The 24,755-nt window shown below is 65.1% G+C and carries 23 protein-coding genes; 14 read left to right on the top strand and 9 right to left on the bottom strand.

Translation table 11 applies throughout. From position 1 onward, the window contains the following. Positions 1 to 3 precede the first annotated feature (3 nt). The 3 genes from ABWP89_RS06435 to ABWP89_RS06425 all read right to left on the bottom strand — a co-directional run bounded on the left by ABWP89_RS06435 (position 4) and on the right by ABWP89_RS06425 (position 4,364). The gene (locus tag ABWP89_RS06435) at positions 4 to 1,263 is read right to left on the bottom strand and encodes a GNAT family N-acetyltransferase (RefSeq protein ID WP_353228029.1); all 1,260 of its coding nucleotides are present in this window, start codon (positions 1,261 to 1,263) and stop codon (positions 4 to 6) included. Between the two features lie 153 nt (positions 1,264 to 1,416). Further along, on the bottom strand, positions 1,417 to 2,865 hold the full coding sequence (locus ABWP89_RS06430; protein ID WP_353228027.1) for a WecB/TagA/CpsF family glycosyltransferase: 1,449 nt from the start codon (positions 2,863 to 2,865) through the stop codon (positions 1,417 to 1,419). Positions 2,866 to 3,200: 335 nt separating this feature from the next. Then, positions 3,201 to 4,364: an ATP-binding protein gene (locus ABWP89_RS06425; RefSeq protein WP_353228026.1), complete on the bottom strand. Its 1,164-nt coding sequence runs from the start codon at positions 4,362 to 4,364 to the stop codon at positions 3,201 to 3,203. A 299-nt stretch (positions 4,365 to 4,663) separates the two neighbouring features. Here ABWP89_RS06425 and ABWP89_RS06420 point away from each other — a divergent pair, with 299 nt between their 5' ends. The 4 genes from ABWP89_RS06420 to ABWP89_RS06405 are packed head-to-tail and all read left to right on the top strand — an operon-like array spanning position 4,664 to position 8,992. Beyond that, complete coding sequence (locus tag ABWP89_RS06420) at positions 4,664 to 5,959, top strand: oligosaccharide flippase family protein (RefSeq protein ID WP_353228025.1); 1,296 nt, start codon at positions 4,664 to 4,666, stop codon at positions 5,957 to 5,959. Further along, positions 5,959 to 6,939, top strand: a complete 981-nt coding sequence (locus ABWP89_RS06415) for a glycosyltransferase family 2 protein (protein WP_353228024.1) — start codon at positions 5,959 to 5,961, stop codon at positions 6,937 to 6,939. Before ABWP89_RS06420 ends, ABWP89_RS06415 begins: the two co-directional genes overlap by 1 nt. A 26-nt stretch (positions 6,940 to 6,965) precedes the next feature. After that, positions 6,966 to 7,982: a glycosyltransferase family 2 protein gene (locus tag ABWP89_RS06410; protein ID WP_353228022.1), complete on the top strand. Its 1,017-nt coding sequence runs from the start codon at positions 6,966 to 6,968 to the stop codon at positions 7,980 to 7,982. Next, on the top strand, positions 7,979 to 8,992 hold the full coding sequence (locus tag ABWP89_RS06405; protein ID WP_353228020.1) for a glycosyltransferase family 4 protein: 1,014 nt from the start codon (positions 7,979 to 7,981) through the stop codon (positions 8,990 to 8,992). The genes ABWP89_RS06410 and ABWP89_RS06405 overlap by 4 nt, the downstream gene beginning before the upstream one ends. Positions 8,993 to 9,058: 66 nt before the next feature. On the opposite strand, the gene ABWP89_RS06400 is transcribed toward ABWP89_RS06405, so the two are convergent. Both ABWP89_RS06400 and ABWP89_RS06395 read right to left on the bottom strand, forming a co-directional pair. Then, positions 9,059 to 9,475, bottom strand: coding sequence for a DUF1761 domain-containing protein (locus ABWP89_RS06400; protein WP_353228019.1), 417 nt, complete (start codon positions 9,473 to 9,475; stop codon positions 9,059 to 9,061). 137 nt (positions 9,476 to 9,612) lie between these two features. Further along, the gene (locus ABWP89_RS06395) at positions 9,613 to 10,671 is read right to left on the bottom strand and encodes an SAM-dependent methyltransferase (protein ID WP_353228018.1); all 1,059 of its coding nucleotides are present in this window, start codon (positions 10,669 to 10,671) and stop codon (positions 9,613 to 9,615) included. A 415-nt stretch (positions 10,672 to 11,086) separates the two neighbouring features. Between ABWP89_RS06395 and ABWP89_RS06390 the strand changes: the two genes are divergently transcribed. Together ABWP89_RS06390 and ABWP89_RS06385 are read left to right on the top strand one after the other, a co-directional pair. Beyond that, entirely contained in the window at positions 11,087 to 11,785 is a 699-nt protein-coding gene (locus ABWP89_RS06390; RefSeq protein WP_353228017.1) for a response regulator transcription factor, read from the top strand. 2 nt (positions 11,786 to 11,787) lie between these two features. Beyond that, positions 11,788 to 13,215 (top strand): HAMP domain-containing sensor histidine kinase, encoded by a 1,428-nt coding sequence (locus ABWP89_RS06385; protein ID WP_353228015.1) that lies wholly within the window; start codon positions 11,788 to 11,790, stop codon positions 13,213 to 13,215. 30 nt (positions 13,216 to 13,245) lie between these two features. On the opposite strand, the gene ABWP89_RS06380 is transcribed toward ABWP89_RS06385, so the two are convergent. Both ABWP89_RS06380 and ABWP89_RS06375 read right to left on the bottom strand, forming a co-directional pair. Next, positions 13,246 to 13,740: a DUF427 domain-containing protein gene (locus ABWP89_RS06380; protein WP_353228014.1), complete on the bottom strand. Its 495-nt coding sequence runs from the start codon at positions 13,738 to 13,740 to the stop codon at positions 13,246 to 13,248. Between the two features lie 139 nt (positions 13,741 to 13,879). Continuing rightward, positions 13,880 to 15,187 carry an MFS transporter gene (locus ABWP89_RS06375; protein WP_353228012.1) on the bottom strand — a complete coding sequence of 436 codons (1,308 nt, stop codon included), beginning with the start codon at positions 15,185 to 15,187 and terminating at the stop codon, positions 13,880 to 13,882. A gap of 245 nt (positions 15,188 to 15,432) precedes the next feature. Between ABWP89_RS06375 and cyoA the strand changes: the two genes are divergently transcribed. From cyoA to ABWP89_RS06335, 8 genes are all read left to right on the top strand, one after another. Then, complete coding sequence (gene cyoA / locus ABWP89_RS06370) at positions 15,433 to 16,512, top strand: ubiquinol oxidase subunit II (RefSeq protein WP_353228011.1); 1,080 nt, start codon at positions 15,433 to 15,435, stop codon at positions 16,510 to 16,512. 22 nt (positions 16,513 to 16,534) lie between these two features. After that, positions 16,535 to 18,544, top strand: a complete 2,010-nt coding sequence (gene cyoB, locus ABWP89_RS06365; RefSeq protein ID WP_353228010.1) for a cytochrome o ubiquinol oxidase subunit I — start codon at positions 16,535 to 16,537, stop codon at positions 18,542 to 18,544. A gap of 6 nt (positions 18,545 to 18,550) precedes the next feature. Continuing rightward, positions 18,551 to 19,201, top strand: coding sequence for a cytochrome o ubiquinol oxidase subunit III (cyoC, locus tag ABWP89_RS06360; protein WP_353228008.1), 651 nt, complete (start codon positions 18,551 to 18,553; stop codon positions 19,199 to 19,201). After that, the gene (gene cyoD / locus ABWP89_RS06355) at positions 19,198 to 19,572 is read left to right on the top strand and encodes a cytochrome o ubiquinol oxidase subunit IV (RefSeq protein ID WP_353228007.1); all 375 of its coding nucleotides are present in this window, start codon (positions 19,198 to 19,200) and stop codon (positions 19,570 to 19,572) included. The genes cyoC and cyoD overlap by 4 nt, the downstream gene beginning before the upstream one ends. Continuing rightward, positions 19,569 to 20,288: an SURF1 family protein gene (locus ABWP89_RS06350; protein ID WP_353228005.1), complete on the top strand. Its 720-nt coding sequence runs from the start codon at positions 19,569 to 19,571 to the stop codon at positions 20,286 to 20,288. The genes cyoD and ABWP89_RS06350 overlap by 4 nt, the downstream gene beginning before the upstream one ends. A 62-nt stretch (positions 20,289 to 20,350) precedes the next feature. Next, positions 20,351 to 21,592, top strand: a complete 1,242-nt coding sequence (locus tag ABWP89_RS06345) for an ATP-binding protein (protein ID WP_502915250.1) — start codon at positions 20,351 to 20,353, stop codon at positions 21,590 to 21,592. Beyond that, positions 21,589 to 22,125 (top strand): response regulator transcription factor, encoded by a 537-nt coding sequence (locus tag ABWP89_RS06340; RefSeq protein WP_353228003.1) that lies wholly within the window; start codon positions 21,589 to 21,591, stop codon positions 22,123 to 22,125. Before ABWP89_RS06345 ends, ABWP89_RS06340 begins: the two co-directional genes overlap by 4 nt. 47 nt (positions 22,126 to 22,172) lie before the next feature. Beyond that, on the top strand, positions 22,173 to 23,060 hold the full coding sequence (locus ABWP89_RS06335; RefSeq protein ID WP_353228002.1) for an LOG family protein: 888 nt from the start codon (positions 22,173 to 22,175) through the stop codon (positions 23,058 to 23,060). Between the two features lie 28 nt (positions 23,061 to 23,088). Here ABWP89_RS06335 and ABWP89_RS06330 read toward each other — a convergent pair whose 3' ends face one another. Next, on the bottom strand, positions 23,089 to 23,313 hold the full coding sequence (locus tag ABWP89_RS06330; protein ID WP_353228001.1) for a DUF1272 domain-containing protein: 225 nt from the start codon (positions 23,311 to 23,313) through the stop codon (positions 23,089 to 23,091). Positions 23,314 to 23,407: 94 nt separating this feature from the next. Further along, positions 23,408 to 24,745, bottom strand: coding sequence for a phosphoglucosamine mutase (gene glmM / locus ABWP89_RS06325; protein WP_353228000.1), 1,338 nt, complete (start codon positions 24,743 to 24,745; stop codon positions 23,408 to 23,410). Between the last annotated feature and the right edge of the window lie 10 nt (positions 24,746 to 24,755).

Raw genomic sequence — 24,755 nt, 5'->3', positions numbered from 1 at the left:
GCCTTAGCTCCGTTCGGGCGCTTGCGCAGGTTTGCCGCGTCCGAGCAGGTTCAGAATGGTCGCCTTTGCCCGGCGCCGGCGCTCGGCGGGAATGCTGGTGCGCAGCCGGTCTTTGGCAATCCGCAACGTCAGGAACGCCGCTTCGCACGCCAGCAGCGCGCGGCCGCCGCGACGGATCGCCAGCCGGTACGTCGTTGCCGGGCGGTCGTCCGTCGCCCAATCCAGCTTGTAGGGCTCCTCACCGATCCGGAAATCATACTCCAGCCCGCGCGCCATGCACCATTTCAAGCATTCCATCATCGCGATGGCCCCCGTCGAATAGGATGCGAAATCGGGGTCCTGGGCGGCGATGAACCCTTCGTAGCGCAATGCGTCAAGCGTGCCGATCTTGGTGGCGACCGTCTTGCCACCCAGTTTCAACGCAAACATCACCAGCCGGCCGGGCCTGGTTTCCGGCGCTGTCACCGTCGTGCCCATCACGCGCAGGAATTGCGCAAATTCGCTGGTCCGCATGAAGTCGTTGTCGAGCCGCATGCGGGCCATCCATTCAACCTTGTGCGCCAGCGTCCAGGCCAGCAGCGCTTCGAACTCGGCGCGGTCCTCGATCAGTTCGTATGTCACCGTTCCCAGTTCGGCAAACCGGCGCGATCGGCGCCCGGTGTTGCCTCTGGTATTCTTGCTGCGCGCGTTCCAATAGGCGTCCCAACTGGCAAAGCCGGCGAAGGATACCAGCGGCGAGGGCAAAGTGTGGCGCGTCCCGGGCAGGGTTTCGGCCGACAGCACCGCCTGCATCGCAGACCCTGCCCGCGCGTGCGGGACAACCACCAGGTCGGCGGGGCAATGCCGGTGCAGGAAGCCCAGGGCCGCGCGCAAATGGTCCGCCGCAGCGGGACTGTCCTCGACCAGAACGGAATCATATTCGGTAAATTCCGGCCCCAGCGGTGCGCCGACCTGCCAGGCCAGCCGGCGGTGCACTGCCAGCGGCCAGATCAGCACCGCGCGCCCGTTCACGCGCATGACCACGATGAACATGCGGCGGCCACGCGGCCGGCCGGTGGTTTCCCACCCGTGGCGGAACCAGGCGAAGCGGTGAGAGAATTGCGGCCGGTGCGTGCGTGCCCACAACTGGTCCCATTCGCGCTCAAGCGCCAGGAAATCGCGCTCTTGCGTGATGGTCTCAAAACACGGTTCGCTGCTGTCAGGCGCGCCTGACGCAACCCGCGCATCTGTGCCGAGGCCAGGCGCAAAGCCTGGGGTCAGCATGGTGCGGGCGTTGCCTTGTGCAGATGCGCGGTGGTGACTGGCACGCGGCAGGGCATGGCGTGCAGATTGGCAATTTTGGCCCTCAACATATGACATCATATTGTTATTCCTGTACTATATCGCCAAAATTGCCAGATTCCGCGACCGGCGGGTTCAATATGCGCCGCGCGCGGTGATGATGGCCGGCACCGTGCGCAGGATCAGCACCAGATCGGTCAGCAAGGAGCGCGTGCGCAAATACATCACATCGAGTTCGACCTGACGTTCAAACGGAATGTCGGCGCGCCCGCTGACCTGCCAGATGCAGGTGAGGCCGGGTTTGCCTGTCAGCCGTTCGCGTGCGTCGTCGTGATAACCGACGACTTCGCGCGGCAGTGCCGGGCGCGGTCCGACGACCGACATGTCGCCGGCAAAGATGTTGATCAGCTGCGGCAGTTCATCCAGCGACAGACGGCGCAGAACGGCGCCGATCCGGGTGACGCGGGGGTCGCGCTTCATCTTGAAACAGGTGCCATCGCGTTCTGACATCGCGCGAATGGCCGCCAGCCGGGCCTCTGCATCGATGACCATCGACCGGAATTTCCACATCCGGAACGGCCGGCCATTGGCGCCGATCCGCGTCTGGCGGAAAAACACCGGTCCGCCATCTTCCAGCCGGATCGCCGCACCCACCAGCAGGAACAGCGGTGACAGCAGCAGCAGCGCAATGCCCGCCGCGATGCGATCGGCACCATGCTTCATCGTCAGCGACACGCGCGCGGACAGATCGCGCGCCTGCCAGGCATGAACCAGCGCCGAGGCGAGGAAGCGTGGATTGCCCAGCACATAGCGCGCGAACAGGCGGCGCGGTTCTTGTGCCAGGCGCCACATCCATTCGCACCCGACCCGGCGAATTGCCGCCGGCGCGCGCGGGATCGCGCCCGAATAGTAATCGAACAGACCGCCCACGCCCATCACCACGTGGGCCATCAGCCGGTCGCGGAATTGGTCGATCCAGATTTCCTGGCGTGGCACGCCCAGTCCGACCAGCACGATCGCCGCGCCCGACGCATTGATTTCGGCCACCACGCGGTCGTCATCGCCCGTGTTCCAGAAACCGTCGCGGGTTCCGGCAATGCGCAAGGCGGGATACCGATCGACCATCGCCTGCGCTGCGGCGGTGGCGATGCCGGGCTTGCCGCCCAGCAGATAGATCGACTGGCCGCGTTCGGCGGCGCGGCGGCACAGTTCGGGGAACAGATCGGTGCCGTTCAGATTTTCGCCAAGCTGCGCGCCCGCCAGACTTGCGGCAATCGCCATGCCGCTGCCATCGGGCAGCAGGAAATCGGCGCGCGCCAGCGCATCGCGATAGGCCGGGTTGGTCTGCGCAATGTTGACGCAATGCGCATTGACGAACTGCACGGTCACGCATTCGCTGGACCGCGCCATGGCGACAAGCTCATCGGCAACATGCGCGCGGGTCGAAACCACGAGGTCAAGGCCAAACAGACGCGCGCGGGGGATCTGGCGCAGCGTCTCGGCGAAGGGGTTGCGACGCGCCTGCGGTTGCATGGCGGTGTCCAGCAGCGGAAAAACAGTGTCGGCTTCAAAACGCTTGAGCATGGGTTGGTTCCTGCAATGTGATGCAGATCCCAACGCAGGTGTTGTGCCAAACAGGTTATTTGTGATTTTTCAAATGCTTGCCACCCTGCCCGGTGGGTCTGGTGCAGATTGCCTTTGCGTTTCGCAACCATTCGGGACCCGGATTTTGCATTCTGCTTCGCAAAACGCGATGATTAAAGCTATGATAATAAGCTATAAAATCGTTAAACGACAAAAGGCGCGCCCAGCCTTGTACAGGCCGGGCGCGCGCAATGTGTCGCCAGAGCAATCGGGATCAGGGCAAGCCGGAATCAGATCAATGAACGAACCATTCTGGTGATTTCGTGACCTATCTTTCAGGCGGCCAGGCGCGTCGCAGGCAGGGGATCGCCGACATGCCGGATCAGCCCGGGGTCGTCGCCTGGCACATCGCTCAGACGATTGTGCCGCGCCAGCGCGGGATCAAGCGCATGCGGAAACAGCACCACTTCCAGCGCGCGGCTGGCGGGCATCGGGGCGGCATCCGGCGCTTCGCCGTCAAGCATGCGCGCCAGCGCGGCGGCCAGGTCAACCCCGACGTGGCGGCCCAGATGGTGCACCGGCACCGGCCGCGGATTGCATTCGATCAACAACGGATCACCGCCGTCGTGGGGAATCATGAAATCGAACGCCAGAAATCCGGTGAACCCCAGCGCCGCCGTCATCCTGGTCGCGACATCCTCCAGAACGGTATCATGCATCAGCTTCACGATCTTGCTCGGCCCATTGCCGTGCACCGGTTCCAGCTTTACCCCGGCAAAGCCGCCAACCAGGCGTCCGCGCCATGCCAGCCCGCAATACATCGCGCATTGGCCGGCGATCCCGCTTTGCACATCCATCGGCGCATCGGTCGGGTACCAGTCGCGGCCCATCATTTTTCGCGCGAGGGTCCGCAGCCCTGGCCGGCGCGGGCGTGCCGCGGCAAAGGCCGCGCGCAAGGCCGGGGCATCATGGCATTCCGCCACGCCCACGCCCGCCCAGCTGAACGACTGTTTGAGATAGACCGGAAACCCGATCGCCTCGGCCGCGTGCACTGCGACCTCGGCCGATGCGACGGTCTGCCCGCGCGGCACGGCGATGCCCAGGCTGCGCGCCAGGGCCATGGTGTCTGATTTCAGCAGGCTGGCCGCAAACATTGCCGGATCGCCCAGCGACGCGGCGATGATCACGCGTGCCTTGTGCCCGATGACCGCTTTGCAACGCCCGCCGGCAAAGGCCTGCAGCAGGATGACCGCCTGTTCGTCGCCCGGTATGATCAGCTGCGGGGACGTTTCGCGGATCGCCGCGGCCAGCGCGCGGGCGATGACGCGGATGGTGCGCGATGGCGGCAGCGGATGATGCGCGCGCAAAAAGCCGCTGTGCGCCAGCAGATTGTCGGCGGGGCACAGTGCGGCCACGGCCAGGCCGGCCTCGTGAAAGATCTGCGGCAGGCGGGCGGGGCCAAACCGGCCGTCTTCGATGCTGAAAATCAGAATGTCCATGCGGGCACCTTTTTGGTTGGAGCGCGCTGATGACGCACCCCATTCAAAGCAGGAGCTGTGCCAGACTGTATTGATCCATTGTTTCAATGGGATAGATAAATCCGTCGCAAGGAAACATTGCGTATTGGGAAGGCCGGCGGGCTATCGCTGCATTTTGCAACGCTGCCCGGCCCCGGGCCTGTGCACAATGCACATCATCATCGCCGGATTGGTGGCCAACCCCCGGGAATGCGTCATTTCGCGTGGCTGGCACGCTCTGTGAATACACTCCGGCAGTCCCTCAATCCGGAGTGTGTTCTTTGCTGTACAGCCTGATCCGCAATACCGAGCAGCGCATCGGCCCCCACCTTTCGCAGCTTGCGAAAGGGTTGGGCAGCTATGGCAGCGCGGAACTGGCGACGCGGTTCGTGCGGTTGCTGACCACCGTGGTCATCGCCCGCCGGCTCGCCCCCGATATCGTGGGTGAGGCTGCGCTGGCGCTGACGGTGTTCGAGCTCGTGCGCGTGCTCGAACGGATCGGCACGGGGCAGCAGATCGTGCGTGCGCCTGCCGCGGAACTGGCAGCAACCTGCAACACCGTGCAGCGCTTTTACATCGGCTGGACGGCCGCGCTGATGATCGCGCAATTGCTGGTGGCGGCCATGCTGGGCCTGGTGTTTCACCGGCCGGTCGCGGCAGAGCTGCTGGCAATGCTCACGCTGGTCTATCCGTTCATGGCGGGTGGCCATGTCCAGTTTTTCCTGGCGATGCGTGCCGGTCATGTCGCCCGTCTGGCGCGGATCGCCGCAAGTCAGTCGATCGCCGACCAGCTGCTGACCGCAGCGCTGCTGATCGCGTGGCCCAGCCCGTGGTCGGTCGTGCTGCCAAAGCTGCTGACCGCGCCGGTCTGGCTGGTGCTGGCGCGCCGCGCCGCACCCTGGCGGCCCGATCGTGCCGATGGTTTCCTTCCCGCGGCGCAAGTGCTGCGCTTTGCCGGGCCGATCATGCTCGCCGACGGGATGACCGCGCTGCGCACGCAGGGCGACAACCTGGTGATTGCCGCCACGCTGGGCACGGCCGCGCTCGGCACCTATTACTTCGCGTTCAACGCCGGTGTTGGCATCATCAGCTCGCTGGTCACCGCGTTTGGCACGGTGGCGTTTCCGATGCTGTGCGGCGCTGCATCCGGCCCGGCCCGCACGCGGCTGTTTCGCCGCATCGTGTTGTCCGGCGCCGCACTGCTGGTGCCGGTCGTGGCGGTGCAGGCGCTGGCCGCGCCGTTCTATGTTCCGCTGGTGTTCGGCGCGCACTGGGCGTTTGCCGCGCCGCTGATCGCCACGATGTGCCTGGCCGGCGTGCCGCTGCTGCTGGCGCAATTGTCAGCCAGCTGGCTGCGCGCCGAAGGCCGGGTGGGCACCGATGCCATCAACAGCACGGTGACCTGCGCGCTCGCGCTGGGTGGGCTGTGGCTTGGCGCGCGCTGTGGCGGGCTGACCCTGGCGGTCATCGGCCTGATCGCGGGCCAGACCATCGGCGCGCTGTGGTGCGGCGCGCGCATTTTGATCCCTGCGCTTGAAATTCGTCCCTTCAAAACCCTTCGTCCGGAGTTCCGCTGATGATCATGCCCCTTATGCCGCTCACCGATAACCAAGCCACTTGTGCCAGCCTTCGCCCTGAAATCTCGGTCGTGTTGCCGGTCTACAATGCCTCGGCCACGATCGCCGCGACGATCCGGTCAGTGCTCGATCAGACGTTTGCGTATTTTGAAATCATTGCGGTCGACGATGGTTCGACCGATGACAGCCTGGCCGTCCTGCTTGGCCTGGCGGTGCAGGATTCGCGCATCCGCGTGATTTCGCGCCGCAACGGCGGTGTCTCCTCCGCGCGCAACCGGGGGGTCGAAACCGCCTCGGCGCCACTGATCGCCTTTCTTGATGCTGATGACTTGTGGGCCCGCGAGAAGCTGGCCTGCCACATTGCGCGGCACCGGGATGAGCCGGCGCTGGTCGCCAGCTATGCCCGGATCGCGTTTATTGCGCAGGACGCGGCATCGCTGGACGGCGCGTGGACCGTTTCGACGCTGCCGCGCCAACCCGCACGCCTGCGCGATGTGTTGGGCGACAACCCGGTGTGCACGGCGTCCAATCTGGTCGTGCGGCGCGACTGGTTTCTGGCCACCGGCGGGTTTGATGAACACATGACCTTTGCCGAAGATCAGGAATTTGTCGCCCGGCTGGTTGCGCGTGGCGGCAAAGTGGACGGGATCGACAGCGTGCTGACCGGCTATCGCTTCAGCCCCGATGGCCTGTCGATGGACCATGCCAAAATGCACGCCGGCTGGCGCGTGCTGGCCGATCGTTACATCGATGATGCGGCGCTGCGGGCTGCGCTCGAAGCGCTCTATTGCCGTTACCTGGCACGCCGGGTGCTGCGGTCGGGCAGGCATCCGCTGCGCGCGCTGCGCTTTGTGATTGCCGGCCTGCGCCGCGATGCGCGCAGCTTTCTGGCCGAACGCCGGCGCGGTCTTTCAACCGTGCTGGCCGCGCTGGTTGCCCCGTTGATGCCGGCGATGATGCGTCGCCGGCTGTTTGCCTGATCCCATCCTGATCGAAAGCCTGAGCCATGACCATGATTTCACACACCAGCTTCGCCGCCCCCCGCGTCTCGGTCGTCATGCCCGTCTACAATGTCGAAGCCTATGTGGCAGAGGCGATCCGGTCGGTGCTGGCGCAGACCTTTACCGATTTCGAACTGATCATTGTCGATGATGGCGGTGCAGACGCATCATTGCAGATCTGCCGGTCATTTGCCGACCCGCGCATCACCATCGTGTCGCAGCCCAACCGCGGGCTGGCCGGCGCGCGTAACACCGGCATTGCCGCGGCCCGCGGCGAATTTGTCGCGCTGCTCGATTCCGATGACCGCTGGTTGCCCGAAAAGCTGATGCTGCATGTCATCCACCTCGACAACGCGCCGGACATTGGTGTCAGCTATGCCCCGTCGCGCTTCATCGACACCGCCGGGCAACCGCTGCGGATCGTCCAGCGGCCAAAGCTGAAGCGCGTGGCGCCACAGGATATCTTTTGCCGCAATCCGGTGGGCAACGGGTCTGCCGCGGTGCTGCGGCGCTCGGCGCTGGACACCGTCGCCTTTGCCCACCCCGATGACCGCACGCGCCCGTGCTGGTTTGATGAATCGCTGCGCCAGTCCGAAGATATCGAAATGTGGCTGCGGCTGTCGCTGACCGGTGGTGTCCGCTTTGAAGGGATCGCCCCGGTGCTGACCGAATACCGGGTCGGTGGCGGCGGGCTGTCCGCGCAGATCCTGCGGCAGTATGAAACCTGGCAAGGCGTGGTGGCGCGCATGGCGCGTTTCGCGCCCGATTTCACCGCGCGCCATCTTGATCGCGCGCGCGCCTATCAGCTGCGCTATCTGGCACGGCGCGCCATCCAGCTGGGTGATGCCGGGATGGCCATGGCGCTGCTGCGCGGTGCCGCCGCCAGCAGCCTGCGCCCGCTGCTGGAAGAACCGGTGAAATCGCTGACCACCCTGGCAGTGGCGCTGGCCGGGCGCCTGATCGGGCCGGACCGGTTTACCCGCCTGGCCACGCGCGCCGCGGGCGGTCAGCTCGTCGCATGACCCCCGTCCCTTTCCCCGGCCGGCGCATCCGTGTCGCCAACCTGCTCGACGATTGTTCGCTGGGCGGGGTAACACGCGCACTGGGTGTGTTTGAGGCAGAGGAATTGACCCGGATCGCAGCGGCAACGACCGTTGTCATGCGACCCGCCACGATCGTCGCGCCGCGCATCGCGGCCGATGTGATCATCACGCATTTCCCCCCCAACTGGCGCCGGCTGGTGCTGCTGGCAGGATTGAAACTGCGTCATCCCAAGGCCCGGATCGTGCATGTCGAACACAGCTATACCCGCGCGTGGGAGGCGATTCATGTCCGCAACCGGCCGCGTTTCCGGGCGATGCTGTGGCTGGCGATGCGGCTGGTCGACCAGATCGTGTGCGTGTCGCAGGCGCAAGCGGAGTGGCTGCAGGTAGCGGCGCGTATCGACGCGCGCCGGATCACGGTGATCCATCCTTATGCCGAAAACCCCGGGCTGGCCGAACTGCCCCTGCCGGCGCCGGGGCGGCGCTTGCGGATCGGCGCCTATGGCCGCTTTTGCGAACAAAAGGGTTTTGATGTGCTGATCAGCGCGTTTCGCAACGGCTGGTTTCCGGGCTGCGACCTGGTGCTGGGCGGGTTTGGCGAAGACGAGCCAAAACTGCGCGCACTGGCGGCCGATTGCCCCGACATCCGCTTCACCGGCAAAGTGGATGATGTGGCGACGTTCCTGCAATCATGCGATGTGGTCGCCGTGCCATCGCGGTGGGAGGCGTTTGGCATGGTCGCCAACGAAGCGCGTGAGGCGGGCCGGCCCATTCTGGTGGCGCCGGTCGACGGGCTGAGCGAACAGGCTGCCCGTGCCGGCGTTCTGGTCGATTTCACCGATCCCGAATCGATCAGCGACGCTTTGTCGGTGCTGCGTTCAACAGGCCTTCAGGCACTGGCGCAGCGCGCCCGCGCCACCGTCCGCCATTGCTGCCAGCTGCGCAAATCGCAATGGTTCGCGCTGCTGCTGTCCGGGCCTGCCGCCTGACGGGGAGGCGGGGCGCGACCAGTGCGATCGGGGTGCCGGAAACCCGGCGAAACGCGCCAGATCGGTTCAAACGGGCGGCGGCACCAGGCCGATCAGCCGCAGCACCACCGCCTGGATCAGCATCACCCCCAACCAATGCGCGCAATCGGTCAGCATGGCGCGCGCCGGCACGGCGCGGATGCGGTATGATGCCACTTGCGTCGGCACGACAAAGCCGATCCAGATCACCACCGCGCTGCCGATGGTCATGGTCCACACCCCGCCCTTGGGCGGCGCCAGAATCAGCGCCCCGGCCAGGATCGCGCACAGCCACAATTCGGCAATGAACGCGGTGGCGATGGTCACCACCCGGTTGCTGGCGGGTGCGCGGGCAATTCCCGCGTTTCGGGCAGGGCCGGCAATTCCGTAACAGACCACGCCAAACATGACGCCCGCCAGCGTCGCGGCGATGATGGCAACGGCATTGATGACGATATAGATCATCGGTCCTCCGGTGGGTGATCGCGCGCGGCAGGCGGTCACGGGTGGCCGGATTCGGGATGCCGCCGGTGGGCGCATCATGTCCCAGATTGGCGCCAGATGCCACCGTCGCCTTGGTGCTGTCAGGCCGGCACCACCGGTTATCGCATTGCCGCGCCATCCGCAGCTTTGTGCACAATGATCCCGAAACAGGTGGAGGCAAAGCCATCGATCGCCAGCTTGATATGCGGGGTGCCATCCTTTTCCCACGCGGCCATCTGCGCCGCGCCCTGGTCATGAAGATAGGGCGGTATATCGATAAATTTGTCGAGCGGCAGTTTGCCCACGTCAAAGTCCATCGGCGCAACCTTGTGCCCGCGCGCCTGCAACCGCCGCGCCAGTTCGGTAAAGTGCCGGCGCTGGAACAGCACGGTGGGCCAGTTGTCGATCGTCTGCTGATCGTTGGCAAAGTTGAATTCGGTGGTGTGCACCGACAACCCGCCCGGGCGCAGGGTGTTCAGCGAATTTTCCACGAAGGCCAGGCCCTGTTCGATCGACCCCAGGTGTTCCAGCGCGCACACCGACCAGCAGAAATCATACCCTGTCAAATCCGTCGGGATCGCGTTCATATCGACATGGCGCAGCGATACCAGTTCGTCGAACCGCGCGCGATCGACTAGGTGCGGGTGGAATGATGCATCGGCCGATGTGGTGTGCTGCCCGGTCTGCGCCCAACCCTGGTTGACGATTTCCTCCGGCGGCTGATCGGTGACCGTAACGGTGACACCGCGCGCCGCCAGATAACTGGGCAGTGGTTCCCGCCCGCAGCCAAAGCCCAGGCCGCGCGCGCCGGGGCGCATGCTGCCATGGGTGCGGATGGCCTGCAGCACATAGGCCAGTTCCCACAGCTTGCGGTGATAGATGCGTGGAATTTGCAACTGTCCGCACCAATGTGCCACCCAGTCGGCGGCGATGTCGGCCTGGGTCGATGGTTTGCAGGCCAATACAACCGCTTGTTCCGGCACGTCGGCGCAGCCTGGCAAAGCCTCTGCCAGGGTGCGCGCCAGTTCATACCCGAAAAATTTGACCGACAGGCTCAACGCGTCAATGCGGTTGACCATCAGCGCCAGCTTGTTGAGATTGGGCCGCGCATCGTGATCGACCAGCGCCAGCATCTGATCCAGCGTTTGATCCAACCGGTGGTTTGTCATTTGGTTCATCGTTGTGCGTCCCGACGTCTTGTGCATTTTGCTGAAAATCATGCCCCTGCAATCATACGGTGCGTTGGCCGGGGGTCCGGCTGCCATTGCCTGTGCTGACAATGGCAGGGGGGCCGGGGCAGAACAAGCTGTCGGGGCCACCGGGTGACACCAAACCGGATCGATATGGCGCGAAGGGTTCCCGGCAAAGTGCCCCCGCTCCGGAGGTGTTTGCGCCTTCGCCTGGTACCGTTTCGCGGCTATGCCTGCGGCATGGCAGCCGGCGCCGGGCGCGGCGCGCAGCCAGGACCGTTGTGAACGACCAGACGCTTTTGCCACCGAAGTGAAGCTGCCGCGGCATGCGGGTTGGGTTTGTAACATTTCCGTCTTGAATCTGTCGTAATTGCGGTGCCTTGCGCCAATTGAAAGGCATTTCATGCATTGTCTGCTGATCGAGGACGATCCGGTCATTTCCGGCCATATCGTCAATGGCCTGAAAGCGGCCGGGATCGCCACCACGTGTGCGGCGACGGTGGCACAGGGGTTGGCGCAAGGGCTGGCAAAGGGGCGTGAGGGCGCGTTCGACAGCGTGGTGCTCGACCGGTTGTTGCCCGATGGCAACGGCATCGATCTGTTGCGATCGTGGCGCCGGCACGGGCCGGTGCCGCCGGTGCTGATGCTTAGCGCGCTGGGTTCGGTCAAGGACCGGATCGAAGGGCTGGAGGCCGGCGCCGATGACTATCTGGCCAAACCGTTTCACATGGCCGAACTGATCGCGCGGGTGCAGGCGATTGCGCGCCGCACCGGCCCGCGTGATGAAGCCGAACCGGCGGTGCACAGCGTCGGGCGGCTGCGGCTTGATCCCAGCCGCCATGCCGCGTGTTTTGGCGATGGCTCGGTCGATTTGAACCGCAAACTCTATTCGTTGCTGGCGCATCTGATGCTGCATGCCGACCGGTTGGTGACGCGTGACATGCTGCTGGAACAGGTCTGGGGCTACAGCTTCAGCCCCGGCACCAATATTGTCGAAAGCAATATGAGCCGGCTGCGCGCGCGGTTGCAGGAATTGCGGATCGATCCGATCCTGACCCGGCGCGGCGAAGGCTATGTGCTGCTGGCCGGCGCCTGCCGCTGATCATGACCGCGCAACCGCACTGGCCCGCCGTGATGCCGGCGGCGCCGCTGCATGGCGGCACGCGCTGGCCGGGGGCGGGGCGGGTGTTTTTCCTGTTTGGCGGGCTGTTTACGGTGGCGATGCTGCTGATGGGCGCGCTGGTGTTCGTGGTGGCGACCCGCGCGGTGGCGCAACGTATCGACGATGACCTGATCCACCACGAAGGCAAATTCCTGCGCGATGCCGCCGGGCGCCCGGCCAGCAGCGCCGCAGTGGCGGCACGCATCCGCGACTGGCAGGCGCGCAAGATCACCAGTGAGCGGACCTATAGCCTGTTTGGCCCCGATGGGCGGCAGATTGCCGGCCGGCTGAACCTGCGGCCACGGGTCGGGCTGTCCGACGTGCTGTTCCTGGGTGGTGGCCGCACCTGGCAGCGCGGGCGCGCGCTGGCCGATCGTCTGCCGGATGGATCGCTGTTCGTGATCGTCCAGCACAGCGAGGCAGAGGCGGGATTGCGCGCGATGCTGCCGGGGCTGGTGCTGGCAAGCTTTGTCACCGCGCTGGCGGCGGGGCTGGGCGCGACGTGGTTTTTTGCGCATCTGACCGCGCAGCGGCTGGCGGGGACCGGCGACACCGCCGATGCCATTGCCGCCGGGGGCGATCTGGCGCGGCGGGTGGCGATGGACGGGCTGGACGGGATGTTTGCGCGCCAGGCCGAAAGCCTGAACCGCATGCTCGACCGCATGGAAAGCCTGGTGGAAACCCAGCGCCACTTTGCCAGCGCGCTGGCGCACGATCTGCGCACGCCGCTGACCCGGCTGCGCGCATCGCTGACCGCCAGTCCCGCCATGTCGCTGGCGGGGGATGAGGCGCGGTTGCGCGATGTGATCGATACCGCGATGCGCGAATGCAACGGGATCATCGCGATTTTCGATGCATTGTTGCGTCTCGCGGAAATCGAAGGCGGGCGGCATGGCTGTGCGATGGCCGATCTGGCGCTGGATGCGCTGGTGGAGGACGTTGCCGAAACGATGGAACCGGTGATCGCCGATGCCGGGGGCACGCTGGTGACCGGGCCGATCGAACCCGCGATCATCTGCGGTGATCCAGGGCTGATCACGCAGCTGCTGGTCAATCTGTTGCAGAACGTCGCCACGCATACCCCGGCGGGCACGTGCGCGCGATTGTCGCTGCATCGCCACAACGACACGGTCGTGCTGGTGCTGCGCGATGACGGCCCCGGCCTGGCGCAGGGCGATGGCCGGCGCGTGTTGCGGCCGTTTGAACGCGGGCGCAGCGCCGCAGACCGGGGCGGCAGCGGGCTGGGGCTATCGATTGCGCAGGCGATCGTGCAGTTTCATCGCGGGCGCATTGAACTGGGTCATGGCCCTGGCCCCGATGGGCGCGGGCTGGAAGTGCGTGTCGCGTTGCCGGTCAGCCGGACGGCTTGATCCCTGCCTGCGAACCAGCGAAGTGCGGGATTACCAGAACCGGCTGCCGGGCACGCCCTTGAATGGCCCGGCCAGATTGGCGGTGATCCAGCCGCCATAAAATTCGCCGGGTTGCGGGATGACCGTTTCGCCATTGACGCTGCAGCGGTCAAACGGCGCGGCGTAGAACGCGACATGGTCGCGCAATACCATGAACGGCGTGGTCGGATTTGGATAACTCCAGCCGACGCGCGGGATGACCACGCCGCCAATCACCACATCCCAATAGACCGCCGCGCCTTTCCATTCGCACAGCGAACTGCCCGTGGCGCGGCGCAGCACGCCAGGCGCGATGTCGGCGGGCGGGATGTAATAGCTGGGCGGATGGCTGGTTTCGAGCGTGCGGATCGCCGCCGTGGTGCTGGCAACGATCATGCCGGCGTGTTCGATTGTCACGCGCGCGTCAGTGGCCTCGGCAGTTGCCGGGCGGGGATAGGCCCAGACGCTTTCCTGGCCCGGGCCGACCGGATCGGGGCGCGGCCTCATAGTCTGTTTCGAAAGTCGCAAAGAGCGACTTTGTGCCACCCACCGCCCCGCACCCCCGGCCCATCCGCCCACAGGGCACCTTGAATGGGCGGATGGGCCGGGGGTGCGGGGCGGTGGGTGGCACTTTCGCAACAGATTCTCATGATCCGCGCGCCAGTTCGCGGTTGAGCCACAGCGCGATCAGCGTGGCGAGGGCACCTGACAGCAGATAGGCGCCCGATGCAATCAGGCCGAACCGTGCGGTGGCCCACAATGCCACCAGCGGGGCGAATCCCGCGCCCACCAGCCAGGCCAGATCGTTGGTCAGCGCGGCGCCGGTATAGCGGTCGCGCAGCGGCAGATCGCCCGCCACCGCGCCCGATGACTGGCCAAAACACAGCCCCAGCAGCACAAATCCGCTGATCATGAAGGCCAGCTCACCCGCCTCGCCCAGCGCCAGCAATTGCGGGGCAAATCCGCTGAATACCGCGATGGCCGCTGCCGATGCCGCCAGCAACCGCCGCCGCCCGAACCGGTCGGCCAGGCTGCCCGATGCGACCATCGCCAGCAGCCCGGTGGTTGCCGCGCCAGCCTCTATCAGCAAAAAGCGCGTGGGCGATTGCAGGGTGAACAGCGCCACCCACGACAGCGGAAACACCGTGACCATGTGGAACAGCGCAAAACTGGCGAGCGGCGCAAACGCCCCGATCACCACGGTCCGCCATTCGCGCGTCAGCGTGTGCAGGGCGCGTTCGGGCACCAGATCGCGGGTCTGGTAAAGCGCTTCAAAAGCGGGCGATTCGACAATGCGCAGCCGCGCAAACAGCGCAACGACATTGATCGCAAAGGCCACAAAGAACGGATAGCGCCAGCCCCAGTCCAGGAAATCGGCCGACCCCAGCGCGCCGGTAAACAATGCGAACAGCAGGCTGGCAACGATCAGCCCCAGCGGCGCGCCCAGTTGCGGCAGCATCGCGTACCAGCCGCGCCGCCCGGCCGGGGCATTCAGCGCCAGCAGCGAGGGCAGGCCATCCCACGTGCCCCCTTGCGCAAAACCCTGGCCCAGCCGGAACAGCGCCAGCAGCGCGACCGCGCCATTGCCGACCGTGTCATACCCCGGCAGAAACGCGATCGCCGCGGTCGATCCGCCCAACAGCACGAGCGCCACGGTCAGTTTGAACCCCCGGCCATAGGCGCGATCGACCCCGGTAAACCAGATCGACCCGACCGGGCGCGCGACAAACGCCAGCGCAAACACCGCGAATGACATCAGCGTGGCCGTCAGCGGCGTGGCCCAGGGAAACACCAGCCGCGGAAACACCAGCACCGACGCGATGGCGTAGACAAAGAAATCAAAGAATTCGGATGTGCGCCCGATGATCACGCCGATCGCGATGTCGCCGGGCGTAACCGCATCGCCATGGCCGCCGCCCGACCGGCCAGGTTCGCCAGAGGGTATCCTGGGCATGAGTGGGGTTGCCGGCAAGGTCATGATGGCGGTTTGCGGTCCTGAACGGTCACCTGCGCCCGGATCGGGCTGTCACGCGTTTGATGAAGCGTCACAGAGTCATTGATCCACGTCAACCCGCTGGGACAATATGTCCAATCGCCGCCCCTGATCGCCAAGCCTAGATCGCCGATATGATCGCAACGTCCCCCCCCTTCAAAACCTCGTCTCGTCGCAGGTTCGGCCGTGTTCTGCGCGTGGGCGCCATGCTGACGGCCGCGCTGACGCTGTCCGGCTGCGACTGGGTGGTGATGAACCCTGCGGGCGACATCGCACGGCAACAGGCCAGTCTGGTGCTGGTTTCGACCGCGCTGATGCTGGTGATCATCGTGCCGGTGATGGCGCTGACGGTGCTGTTTGCGTGGCGCTATCGCGCGGGCAACACCGCCGCCACTTATGATCCCGACTGGCACCATTCGACCCGGCTGGAACTGGTGATCTGGTCGGCGCCGCTGGCGATCGTCATCGCGCTGGGGTCAATCACCTGGCTCGCCACGCATCTGCTCGATCCCTATCGGCCGCTGTCGCGCATCGATGCGACCCATGCAATTGCACCCGGCACGCGCCCGCTGGAGGTTCAGGTGGTCGCGCTCGACTGGAAATGGCTGTTCATCTATCCGGAATCGCACATTGCCACGGTCAATGAACTGGTGCTGCCGGTCGGGCGCCCGGTGCGGTTTCACATCACGTCATCCACGGTGATGAATTCGTTCTATGTGCCCGCGCTGGCCGGGCAGATTTACGCCATGCCGGGGATGGAAACGCGGCTGAATGCGGTGTTCAACCAGACCGGCAGCTTTACCGGCCTGTCCGCCAATTTCAGCGGGCCGGGGTTCAGCCACATGCGCTTTGCCGCGCACAGCGTTGACGCCCGCGCCTTTGACGCGTGGGTCGCCGGGGTGCGGCGCGCGCCCGGCGCGCTCGATCGCGCCACCTATCGCGAACTTGATCAGCCCAGCGAAGCGGTGCCGGTGCGCCATTATGCGCAGGTTGCGCCCGATCTGTTCGCGGCGGTGGTCAATTTGTGCGTGCGCCCGGGCAAGCTGTGCGCCAGCGACATGGCGGCGATCGATGCGGGCGGCGGCACCGGCGCCGCCGGGCGGTTCAACGTTGCGGCGCTGGTTTACGACAAGAACGGCCATGAAACTGTGGTGTCGGCGTCGCCCCGGCTAACGGATGCCGGGGTCAACCACTTCGTGCGCAGCTGGTGCGCCGATCCGCGACCGTGGCGGGCCAGCGTTGCCACCGCCGCGACCACCGCGCTGCCTTCGCGTCCGTTCTCCTGATCCTTACTGGGACACTGTTCACATGCCCAATTCCGTTCCGAGCTGGTCGCCGTTGCTGGGTCGCCTGTCGCTCGATGTGCTGCCGCTGCACGAACCGATCATCCTCGTGACTTTTGCGGTGGTCGCGCTTGCTGGCGGCGCGCTGCTGGCGGCGGTGACCTGGTTCCGGCTGTGGGGCTATTTGTGGAGCGAATGGTTCACCAGCGTCGATCACAAGAAGATCGGCGTGATGTACATGGTGCTGGGGCTGGTGATGTTCCTGCGCGGGTTTGCCGATGCACTGTTGATGCGCGTGCAACAGGCGGTGGGGTTCAACGGCAACGAAGGCTTTCTGCCGGCGCACCATTATGACCAGGTGTTCACCGCGCATGGCGTGATCATGATCTTTTTCGTGGCGATGCCGTTTGTCACCGGGCTGATGAACTTTGTCGTGCCGCTCCAGATCGGCGCGCGCGACGTGTCGTTTCCGTTCCTCAACAATCTCAGCTTCTGGTTGACCGCATCGGGCGCCGCGCTGGTGATGGTATCGCTGTTCGTGGGCGAATTTGCCGCGACCGGCTGGCTGGCCTATCCGCCGCTGTCGGGGCTGGGATACAGTCCGGGCGTGGGCGTCGATTATTATATCTGGGCGCTGCAGATTGCCGGGGTGGGCACCACGCTGTCGGGAATCAACCTGATCGTCACGATTGTAAAGCTGCGCGCACCCGGCATGACCATGATGCGCATGCCGGTGTTTGTGTGGACCGCGTTGTGCACCAATGTGCTGATCGTCGCGTCGTTTCCGGTGCTGACCGCGGTGCTCGCGCTGCTCAGCCTCGATCGCTATGTCGGTACCGATTTCTTTACCAACGATTTTGGCGGCAGCCCGATGATGTATGTCAACCTCATCTGGATCTGGGGCCACCCGGAAGTCTACATCCTGATCCTGCCAATTTTTGGCGTGTTTTCAGAGATTACCGCTACCTTCAGCGGCAAGCGGTTGTTCGGCTATGCGTCGATGGTCTATGCCACCGTGGTCATCACCGTGCTGTCGTATGTGGTGTGGTTGCACCATTTTTTCACGATGGGATCGGGCGCCAGCGTCAACAGCTTTTTCGGGATCACCACCATGGTCATCTCGATCCCGACCGGTGCAAAGCTGTTCAACTGGCTGTTCACGATGTACCACGGCCGCATCCGCTATGAACTGCCGATGATGTGGACGGTGGCGTTCATGCTGACGTTCGTGATTGGCGGGATGACCGGGGTCATGCTGGCGGTGCCGCCGGCCGATTTTGTGCTGCACAATTCGCTGTTCCTGGTCGCGCATTTTCACAATGTGATCATCGGCGGGGTGGTGTTCGGGACCTTCGCGGCGATCAACTACTGGTGGCCAAAGGCGTTCGGTTTCCGGCTGGAACCGTTCTGGGGCAAAGTCAGTTTCTGGTGCTGGGTGCCGGGGTTCTGGCTGGCGTTTGCGCCGCTCTATGTGATGGGCCTGATGGGCGTCACCCGGCGCATGCGGGTGTTTGATGATGGCAGCCTGCAGCCCTATTTCATCGTGGCTGCGTTAGGTGCGGGGCTGATCGCCTGCGGGATCGGTGCGATGCTGGTGCAGTTCGGCGTGTCGATCGCGCGGCGTGAAAGCCTGCGCGATGAAACCGGCGATCCGTGGGGCGGGCGCACGCTGGAATGGGCGACCAGTTCGCCGCCACCCGCGTACAACTTTGCGTTTACCCCGCTGGTGCACGATCTCGACGCGTGGGACGATATGCAGCGCAAGGGCGTCGCGCGCCCGGTGGCGGGTTTCCGCGACATCGCCATGCCGCTCAACACCGGCACCGGTGTGGTGCTGGCGGCGATCAGCACCGTGTTCGGGTTCGGGATGATCTGGCATATCTGGTGGCTGGCCGGGACGGGCCTGACCGGCATCGTCGTCACCGCCATCGTGCACACTTTTAATGGCCGCCGCACGCATCACATTGCCGCTGCCGAAGTGGCGATGATCGAAACGGCCCGCACGCGCCAGCTGGCGCCGGCGACAGGAGCCTGAGCCGCCATGACCACGTTGCCCCTGACCCCGTACAATCCCCCGTACGATGCTGCCGCGCTGACGGCCACGCACTATGATCTGAACGAGGCCGACCATCCCGAAGGCGGCAGCACGCTGCTGGGCTTCTGGATCTATCTGATGAGCGATTGCCTGATCTTTGCCATGCTGTTCGCGGTCTATGGCGTGCTGGGCGGCAATTTTGCGGCCGGGCCAGGCCCGCGCGATTTGTTTGATCTGCCGCTGGTCGCGCTCAACACCGCGATGCTGCTGGGGTCATCGCTGACCTATGGTCTGGCGATGATCGCGATGCAGCGCGGGCACGTGCGCGGGGTGCAGGGCTGGCTGATCGCGACCGCGCTGTTTGGCGCGGGCTTCGTGGCGATCGAACTGTCGGAATTTGCGCATCTGATTGCGCTGGGCGCAACCCCGCAGCGCAGCGCGTTTCTGTCGTCGTTCTTCACGCTGGTCGGCACCCACGGGCTGCACGTCACGTTCGGGCTGGTGTGGCTGGCGGTGCTGGTGGTGCAACTGGCGCAAACCGGCCTGACGGCGGCGAACCAGCGGCGCCTGTTGTGCCTGTCGCTGTTCTGGCACTTTCTGGATGTGGTATGGGTCTGCGTGTTCAGCGTTGTCTATCTGATGGGAAGCCTGCGATGAGCGCCGTTCACACCGATACGCCGCATGATGATGTCCCGCATTTTTCGGGGCGCGACTATGCCGTGGGCTTTGCCGCGTCGGCGGTGCTGACGGCAGTGCCGTTCGCCCTGGTGATGGGCGGCGGGCTGCATGACAAACTGTTGACCGGGCTGGTGATTGCCGGTTTTGCGGTGGCGCAGATCGTGGTGCACATGGTCTGTTTCCTGCACATGAACACCCGGTCGCAGGGCGGGTGGAACTTTCTGGCGCTGGCGTTCACCGCGGTGCTGGTGCTGATCGTGCTGTCGGGCTCGATGTGGGTGATGTACCACCTGAACGAGAACATGATGCCGCAAGGGGCGATGCCGCCCGGCCTGTCCGACCAGCCATGACCACGGTTGCGCCCGCTGCTTTGCCGGCGCGGCGGGGCGCGGGGGCAGCGCTGGCGATGCTGATGCTTGCGCTGGTGTTTGCCGCGCTGGGTGTGTGGCAGGTGCAGCGCATGGGGTGGAAGTCGCGACTGATTGCCGCGACGCAAACCGCCGTTCATGCCCCGCCGATCAGCGTGGCCGTGCTGCCGCGTGGTGATCTGGCGGCACTGGCCTATCGCCCCGTGGTTCTGCGCGGGCATTACACGCCCGCCACGGCCACGCTCGTGACGGGCACATCGGTGCTGGGGACGGGATATTGGGAACTGGTGCCGCTGGTGGATGATGGCGGGCAGGTGGTGTTCGTCAATCGGGGGTTTTTGCCGCAGGGCAGCCGGATCGAGCGCGCGCGGGCAGCGGTTCCGACCGGGCGGGTTGAAACGACCGGGCTGTTGCGCCTGACCGAGCCGGGGGGGACCTGGTTGCGCGCCAACACCCCGCGCGACAACCGCTGGTATTCGCGCGATATTGCCATGATCGCGCGCACACGTGGCGTTACGGCCGATCCGCGCCTGTTTATCGACGCTGCCGCCGAATCCCCGGTGCCCGTATTAACCCCGCCGACCATGGGCCTGACCGTGCTGGATTTTCCCAACAGCCATCTGGGCTATGCGCTGACATGGTTTGCGCTGGCGGTGATGGCGGTGGCGGGCGCGGTCATGCTATACCGGCGCGGGTGATGGATCGTGACTTGTCCTTTTTTGCGCGTGCGCAGGCCTTTCCCGCCGCCAGTGCGCGCAACATGGCGCTGCTGGTGCAATTGCGCTGGATGGCGGTGGTCGGTCAGCTGCTGACGATCGCGCTGGTCAGCCAGGTGATGGGCATCGGCCTGCCGCTGCCGCAGCTGGTGGCCGTGCCGGCGCTGCTGGTGGTGATCAATATTGCCACGCACGTGCTGGGGGCAAAGCGGGAAAGGTACAGCGATCGGGAACTGATCGGCGCGCTGATGCTCGACGTCGCCGCGCTCACCTGGCAATTGTACCTGAGCGGAGGGACCACCAACCCGTTCACCTTTCTGTTTTTGCTGCAGATCGCCATCGGCGCGATCATGCTGCCGCCCAGCCGCAGCTGGATCGTGGCGGCGGCGGCGATTGTGGCCGGCACGCTGCTGTCGTTTCGCCATGTGCCATTGCAACTGCCGCCGCTGTTGCAGGCCGATCCGCTGCGGTTGTACCTGGCTGGCAGTTATGTGTGTTTTTGCCTGATTGCCGTGCTGACGGTGTTTTTCGTGATCAGCATCGATCGCAACCGCCGCCAAAGCGATGCGGCGCTGGCGCAATTGCGCCAGCATGCCGCCGAAGAAGACCATATCGTGCGCATGGGCCTGCTGGCATCGGGCGCCGCGCACGAACTGGGCACGCCGATGGCGACGATGTCGGTGCTGGTGCGCGACTGGTTCAACCATCCCGCCGTGCTGCCGCAACCCGACCTGATCGAAGAAATGCACGAGATGGAAACCGAATTGCAGCGCTGCAAATCGATCGTCAGCGGCATCCTGCTGTCGGCGGGCGAGGCACGCGGGGAAAATCCGGCGCTGACCACCGCAGCAACCTTCGTGCGCGATTTTGCCGCGGAATGGCACGCGCGCAGCGGTGGCGCGGTGCAGCTGACCGATCGCATCACCCAGGATGCGGCGATCGTGTCCGACCCGGCGCTGCGGCAGGTGATCGGCAATGTGATCGACAACGCGCTGGAGGTTTCGCCCGCGCATGTCGAGGTGATCGCCGATATCGACGCCGGCATGCTGGTGCTGACCTTTGTCGATCAGGGTCCGGGCTTTGCGGCAGAGGTGATCGCCCGCATCGGCCGGCCTTATGTGTCGACCAAGGGGCGCGCCGGCGGTGGCCTCGGGCTGTTTCTGGTGTTCAACGTGGTGCGCAAGCTGGGCGGCGAAGTGACCGTGCGCAACCGTGATGGTCGGGGCGCCGCTGTACGCCTGGCGATTCCGCTGGCGGCGATGCGCGCGCGCGGCGTTGCGGCATGACCGAGGGTCCGCTGCGGCTGGTGATTGTCGAGGATGACCCGGCGTTTGCCCGCACGCTCAGCCGCAGTTTTGAACGGCGCGGCTATCGCGTGCACCACGTTGCCAGCCCCGATGCATTGGCCTTGCTGCTGGGCGCCGCGGCGTTTGACTATGCTGTGGTCGATCTGAAACTGGGCACGGCGTCGGGGCTGACCGCGGTGCAGATGCTGCACGCGGCTGATCCGGCGATGCGGATAGTCGTGCTGACCGGGTTTGCCAGCATTGCGACGGCGGTAGAGGCGATCAAGCTGGGGGCCAGCCACTATCTGGCCAAACCTGCCAACACCGACGATATCGAAAATGCGTTCGGGCGCGACAGCGGCGATTCCACCGTTCCGGTCGAGGGGCGCAAAAGTTCGATCAAGACGGTGGAATGGGAATATATCCACGCCACGCTGGTCGAATGCGATTTCAACATTTCCGAAACCGCGCGGCGGCTGGGGATGCACCGGCGGACCCTGGCGCGCAAACTGGAAAAGCGGCAATTGCGATAAGGTGACTGGCCCTTGCGCAGCACGGGCAGGGCGGCAACAAGGCGCGGATGAGCAATGATCCTGCGCCGCCGACCCCGCTGTCCCACCCCGCCTTCTATGGCGCCGAACAAGAAGCGGGGTTTGTCGAGGACCACGCGCACACCTCTCCCCAGCAGCGCGATCCGGCGTATGAGCTGGCGTTTCGCGATACCGATTTCCTGTTGCGGCAGGAACTGCGCCCGGTGCGGTTTCAGTTGGAACTGCTGAAGCCTGAAATGCTGCTGGATGAGGCGGGGATTGCCTCAACCCTGGTGATCTATGGTTCGGCGCGCATCCCTGCGCCCGACGCCGCGCAAGGCGTGATCGACGCTGCGGCCACGCCGGCGGCGCGCAAGATTGCCGAACGGCTGGCGGCCAAGGCGAAGTACTATGATCAGGCGCGCCGGCTGGCGCGGCTGGCCGCTGATGCCAATGTTACCGAATCCGGCAAGCGGCACTTTGTGGTCTGTTCGGGCGGGGGCCCCGCGATCATGGAGGCGGCCAACCGTGGTGCGCGCGATGCCGGGGCGGATACCATCGGGCTGAACATCACGCTGCGCCACGAACAGCAACCCAACCCGTTCGTCACCCCGCATCTGTCGTTTCAGTTTCACTATTTTGCCTTGCGCAAGATGCATTTCCTGCTGCGTGCGCGGGCGGTGGCGGTGTTTCCCGGCGGGTTCGGCACGTTCGACGAACTGTTCGAACTGCTGACACTGGTGCAGACCGGCAAGATGCGGCCGATCCCGATCCTGTTGTTTGGCGGCGAATACTGGGACAAAGTGATCAATTTTCGCGCCATTGCCGAAGAAGGCCTGATCGGGTTTGATGATCTCGACTTGTTCCACCGCGTCGACACGGCCGAGGAGGGCTGGGCGCGGATTGTCGATTTTTACGCGCTGGAAACCGGGGATTGAGCGGCGATCCCCCCCGGCCCGCCGACGTTCAGGCCTTGTGTCGACGCTGCGTTGCTGGCGGATATTTGGCGTGCAACGCCGCCGCGCGGGTTGGCCGATCGACCAGCTCACCGCCGCAGTTGGGGCATTGATCGTCGAGCGCATCGGCGCAGGGCGCGCAGAACGTGCATTCGAATGAGCAGATGAACGCGCCTGGGGCTTGTGCTGGCAGGTCGGTGCCGCAGCGTTCGCAATCGGGGCGCATTTCCAGCATTTTGGCATAACTTTTGTCGTGGGATTGGTTGCCCGACTGACGTTGGACACCCCCACCCAACCCTCCCCCTGAGGGGGAGGGCTTTTCCGGGCGGTCAGGTGGCTTTGCGGACGGCGGCGCAGATGCGTTCGACCACGCTGGCGACCTGGGCAGCATCGTCGCCTTCGGCCATCACGCGGATCACCGGTTCGGTGCCCGACGGGCGGATCACCAGCCGGCCTTTGCCCGCCAGTTCCGCCTCTGCTTCGGCGATCACCGCCTTGACCTGCTCGTTGTCGAGCGGCTTGCCGCCGCTGAAACGGACATTGCGCAGCAATTGCGGCACGGGGTCGAACAAGTGCAGCGTTTCGCTGGCCGGTTTGCCGCTGGCGATCAGCGCCGCCAGCACTTGCAGCGCAGCAATCGTGCCATCGCCAGTGGTGCTGTGGTCGGTCAGGATCATGTGCCCGGATTGTTCGCCGCCGATATTGTACCCGCCTTCGCGCATTTTTTCCAACACATGGCGATCGCCCACCGCGGTGCGCACCAGGTCCACACCCTGGCTGTTCAGATAGCGTTCGAGGCCAAGGTTCGACATCACGGTCGCCACCACCCCGCCGCCGCGCAACAGCCCTTGCGCCGCCATGCGCCCGCCGATCAGCGCCATGATCTGGTCACCATCGACAGTCTGGCTTTTCTCATCAACCACGATCAGCCGGTCGGCATCACCGTCCAGCGCGATGCCGATATCGGCGCGCACTTCGCGCACTTTGGCCTTGATCGCATCCAGATGGGTCGATCCGACACCCAGGTTGATGTTCTTGCCATTGGGCTCCACGCCGATCGCGATGACCTCTGCACCCAGTTCCCACAGTGCTGATGGCGCGACGGTATATGCCGCACCATTGGCGCAATCGAGCACGATGCGCAGGCCATCCAGCCGGACATTGTGCGGCAGACTGGCCTTGACCGCGTGGATATAGCGCCCGCGCGCATCCTCGATCCGCCGCGCGCGGCCGACCAGTTCGGCATCGGCCAGCGGCAGATCTTCTTCCAGCAGCGCTTCGATCGCCAGTTCGTCTTCGTCCGACAGCTTGAACCCGTCGGGGCCGAACAGCTTTATCCCGTTGTCTTCAAACGGATTGTGGCTGGCCGAAATCATCACGCCGACATCGGCGCGCATTTCGCGCGCCAGCATCGCCACCGCCGGGGTCGGCAGTGGCCCCAGCAGCACGACATCCATGCCCACGCTGGTAAAACCGGCGGTCATCGCGTTTTCCAGCATGTATCCCGACAGGCGGGTATCTTTGCCGATCACCACGCGATGGCGGTGGTCGCCGCGCTGGAAATAGGTGCCGGCGGCCTGCCCCACCTTCATGGCGGTGGCGGCGTTCATCACGCCAGCGTTGGTGCGGCCGCGAATGCCGTCGGTGCCAAAGAACTTGCGCCCCATTCGAAAACCC

It is taken from the genome of Novosphingobium sp., assembly GCF_040398825.1.
Lineage (GTDB): Bacteria > Pseudomonadota > Alphaproteobacteria > Sphingomonadales > Sphingomonadaceae > Novosphingobium.
Note: the sequence above shows the minus strand (reverse complement) of the source record. Positions and strands in the feature narration are given on the sequence as shown.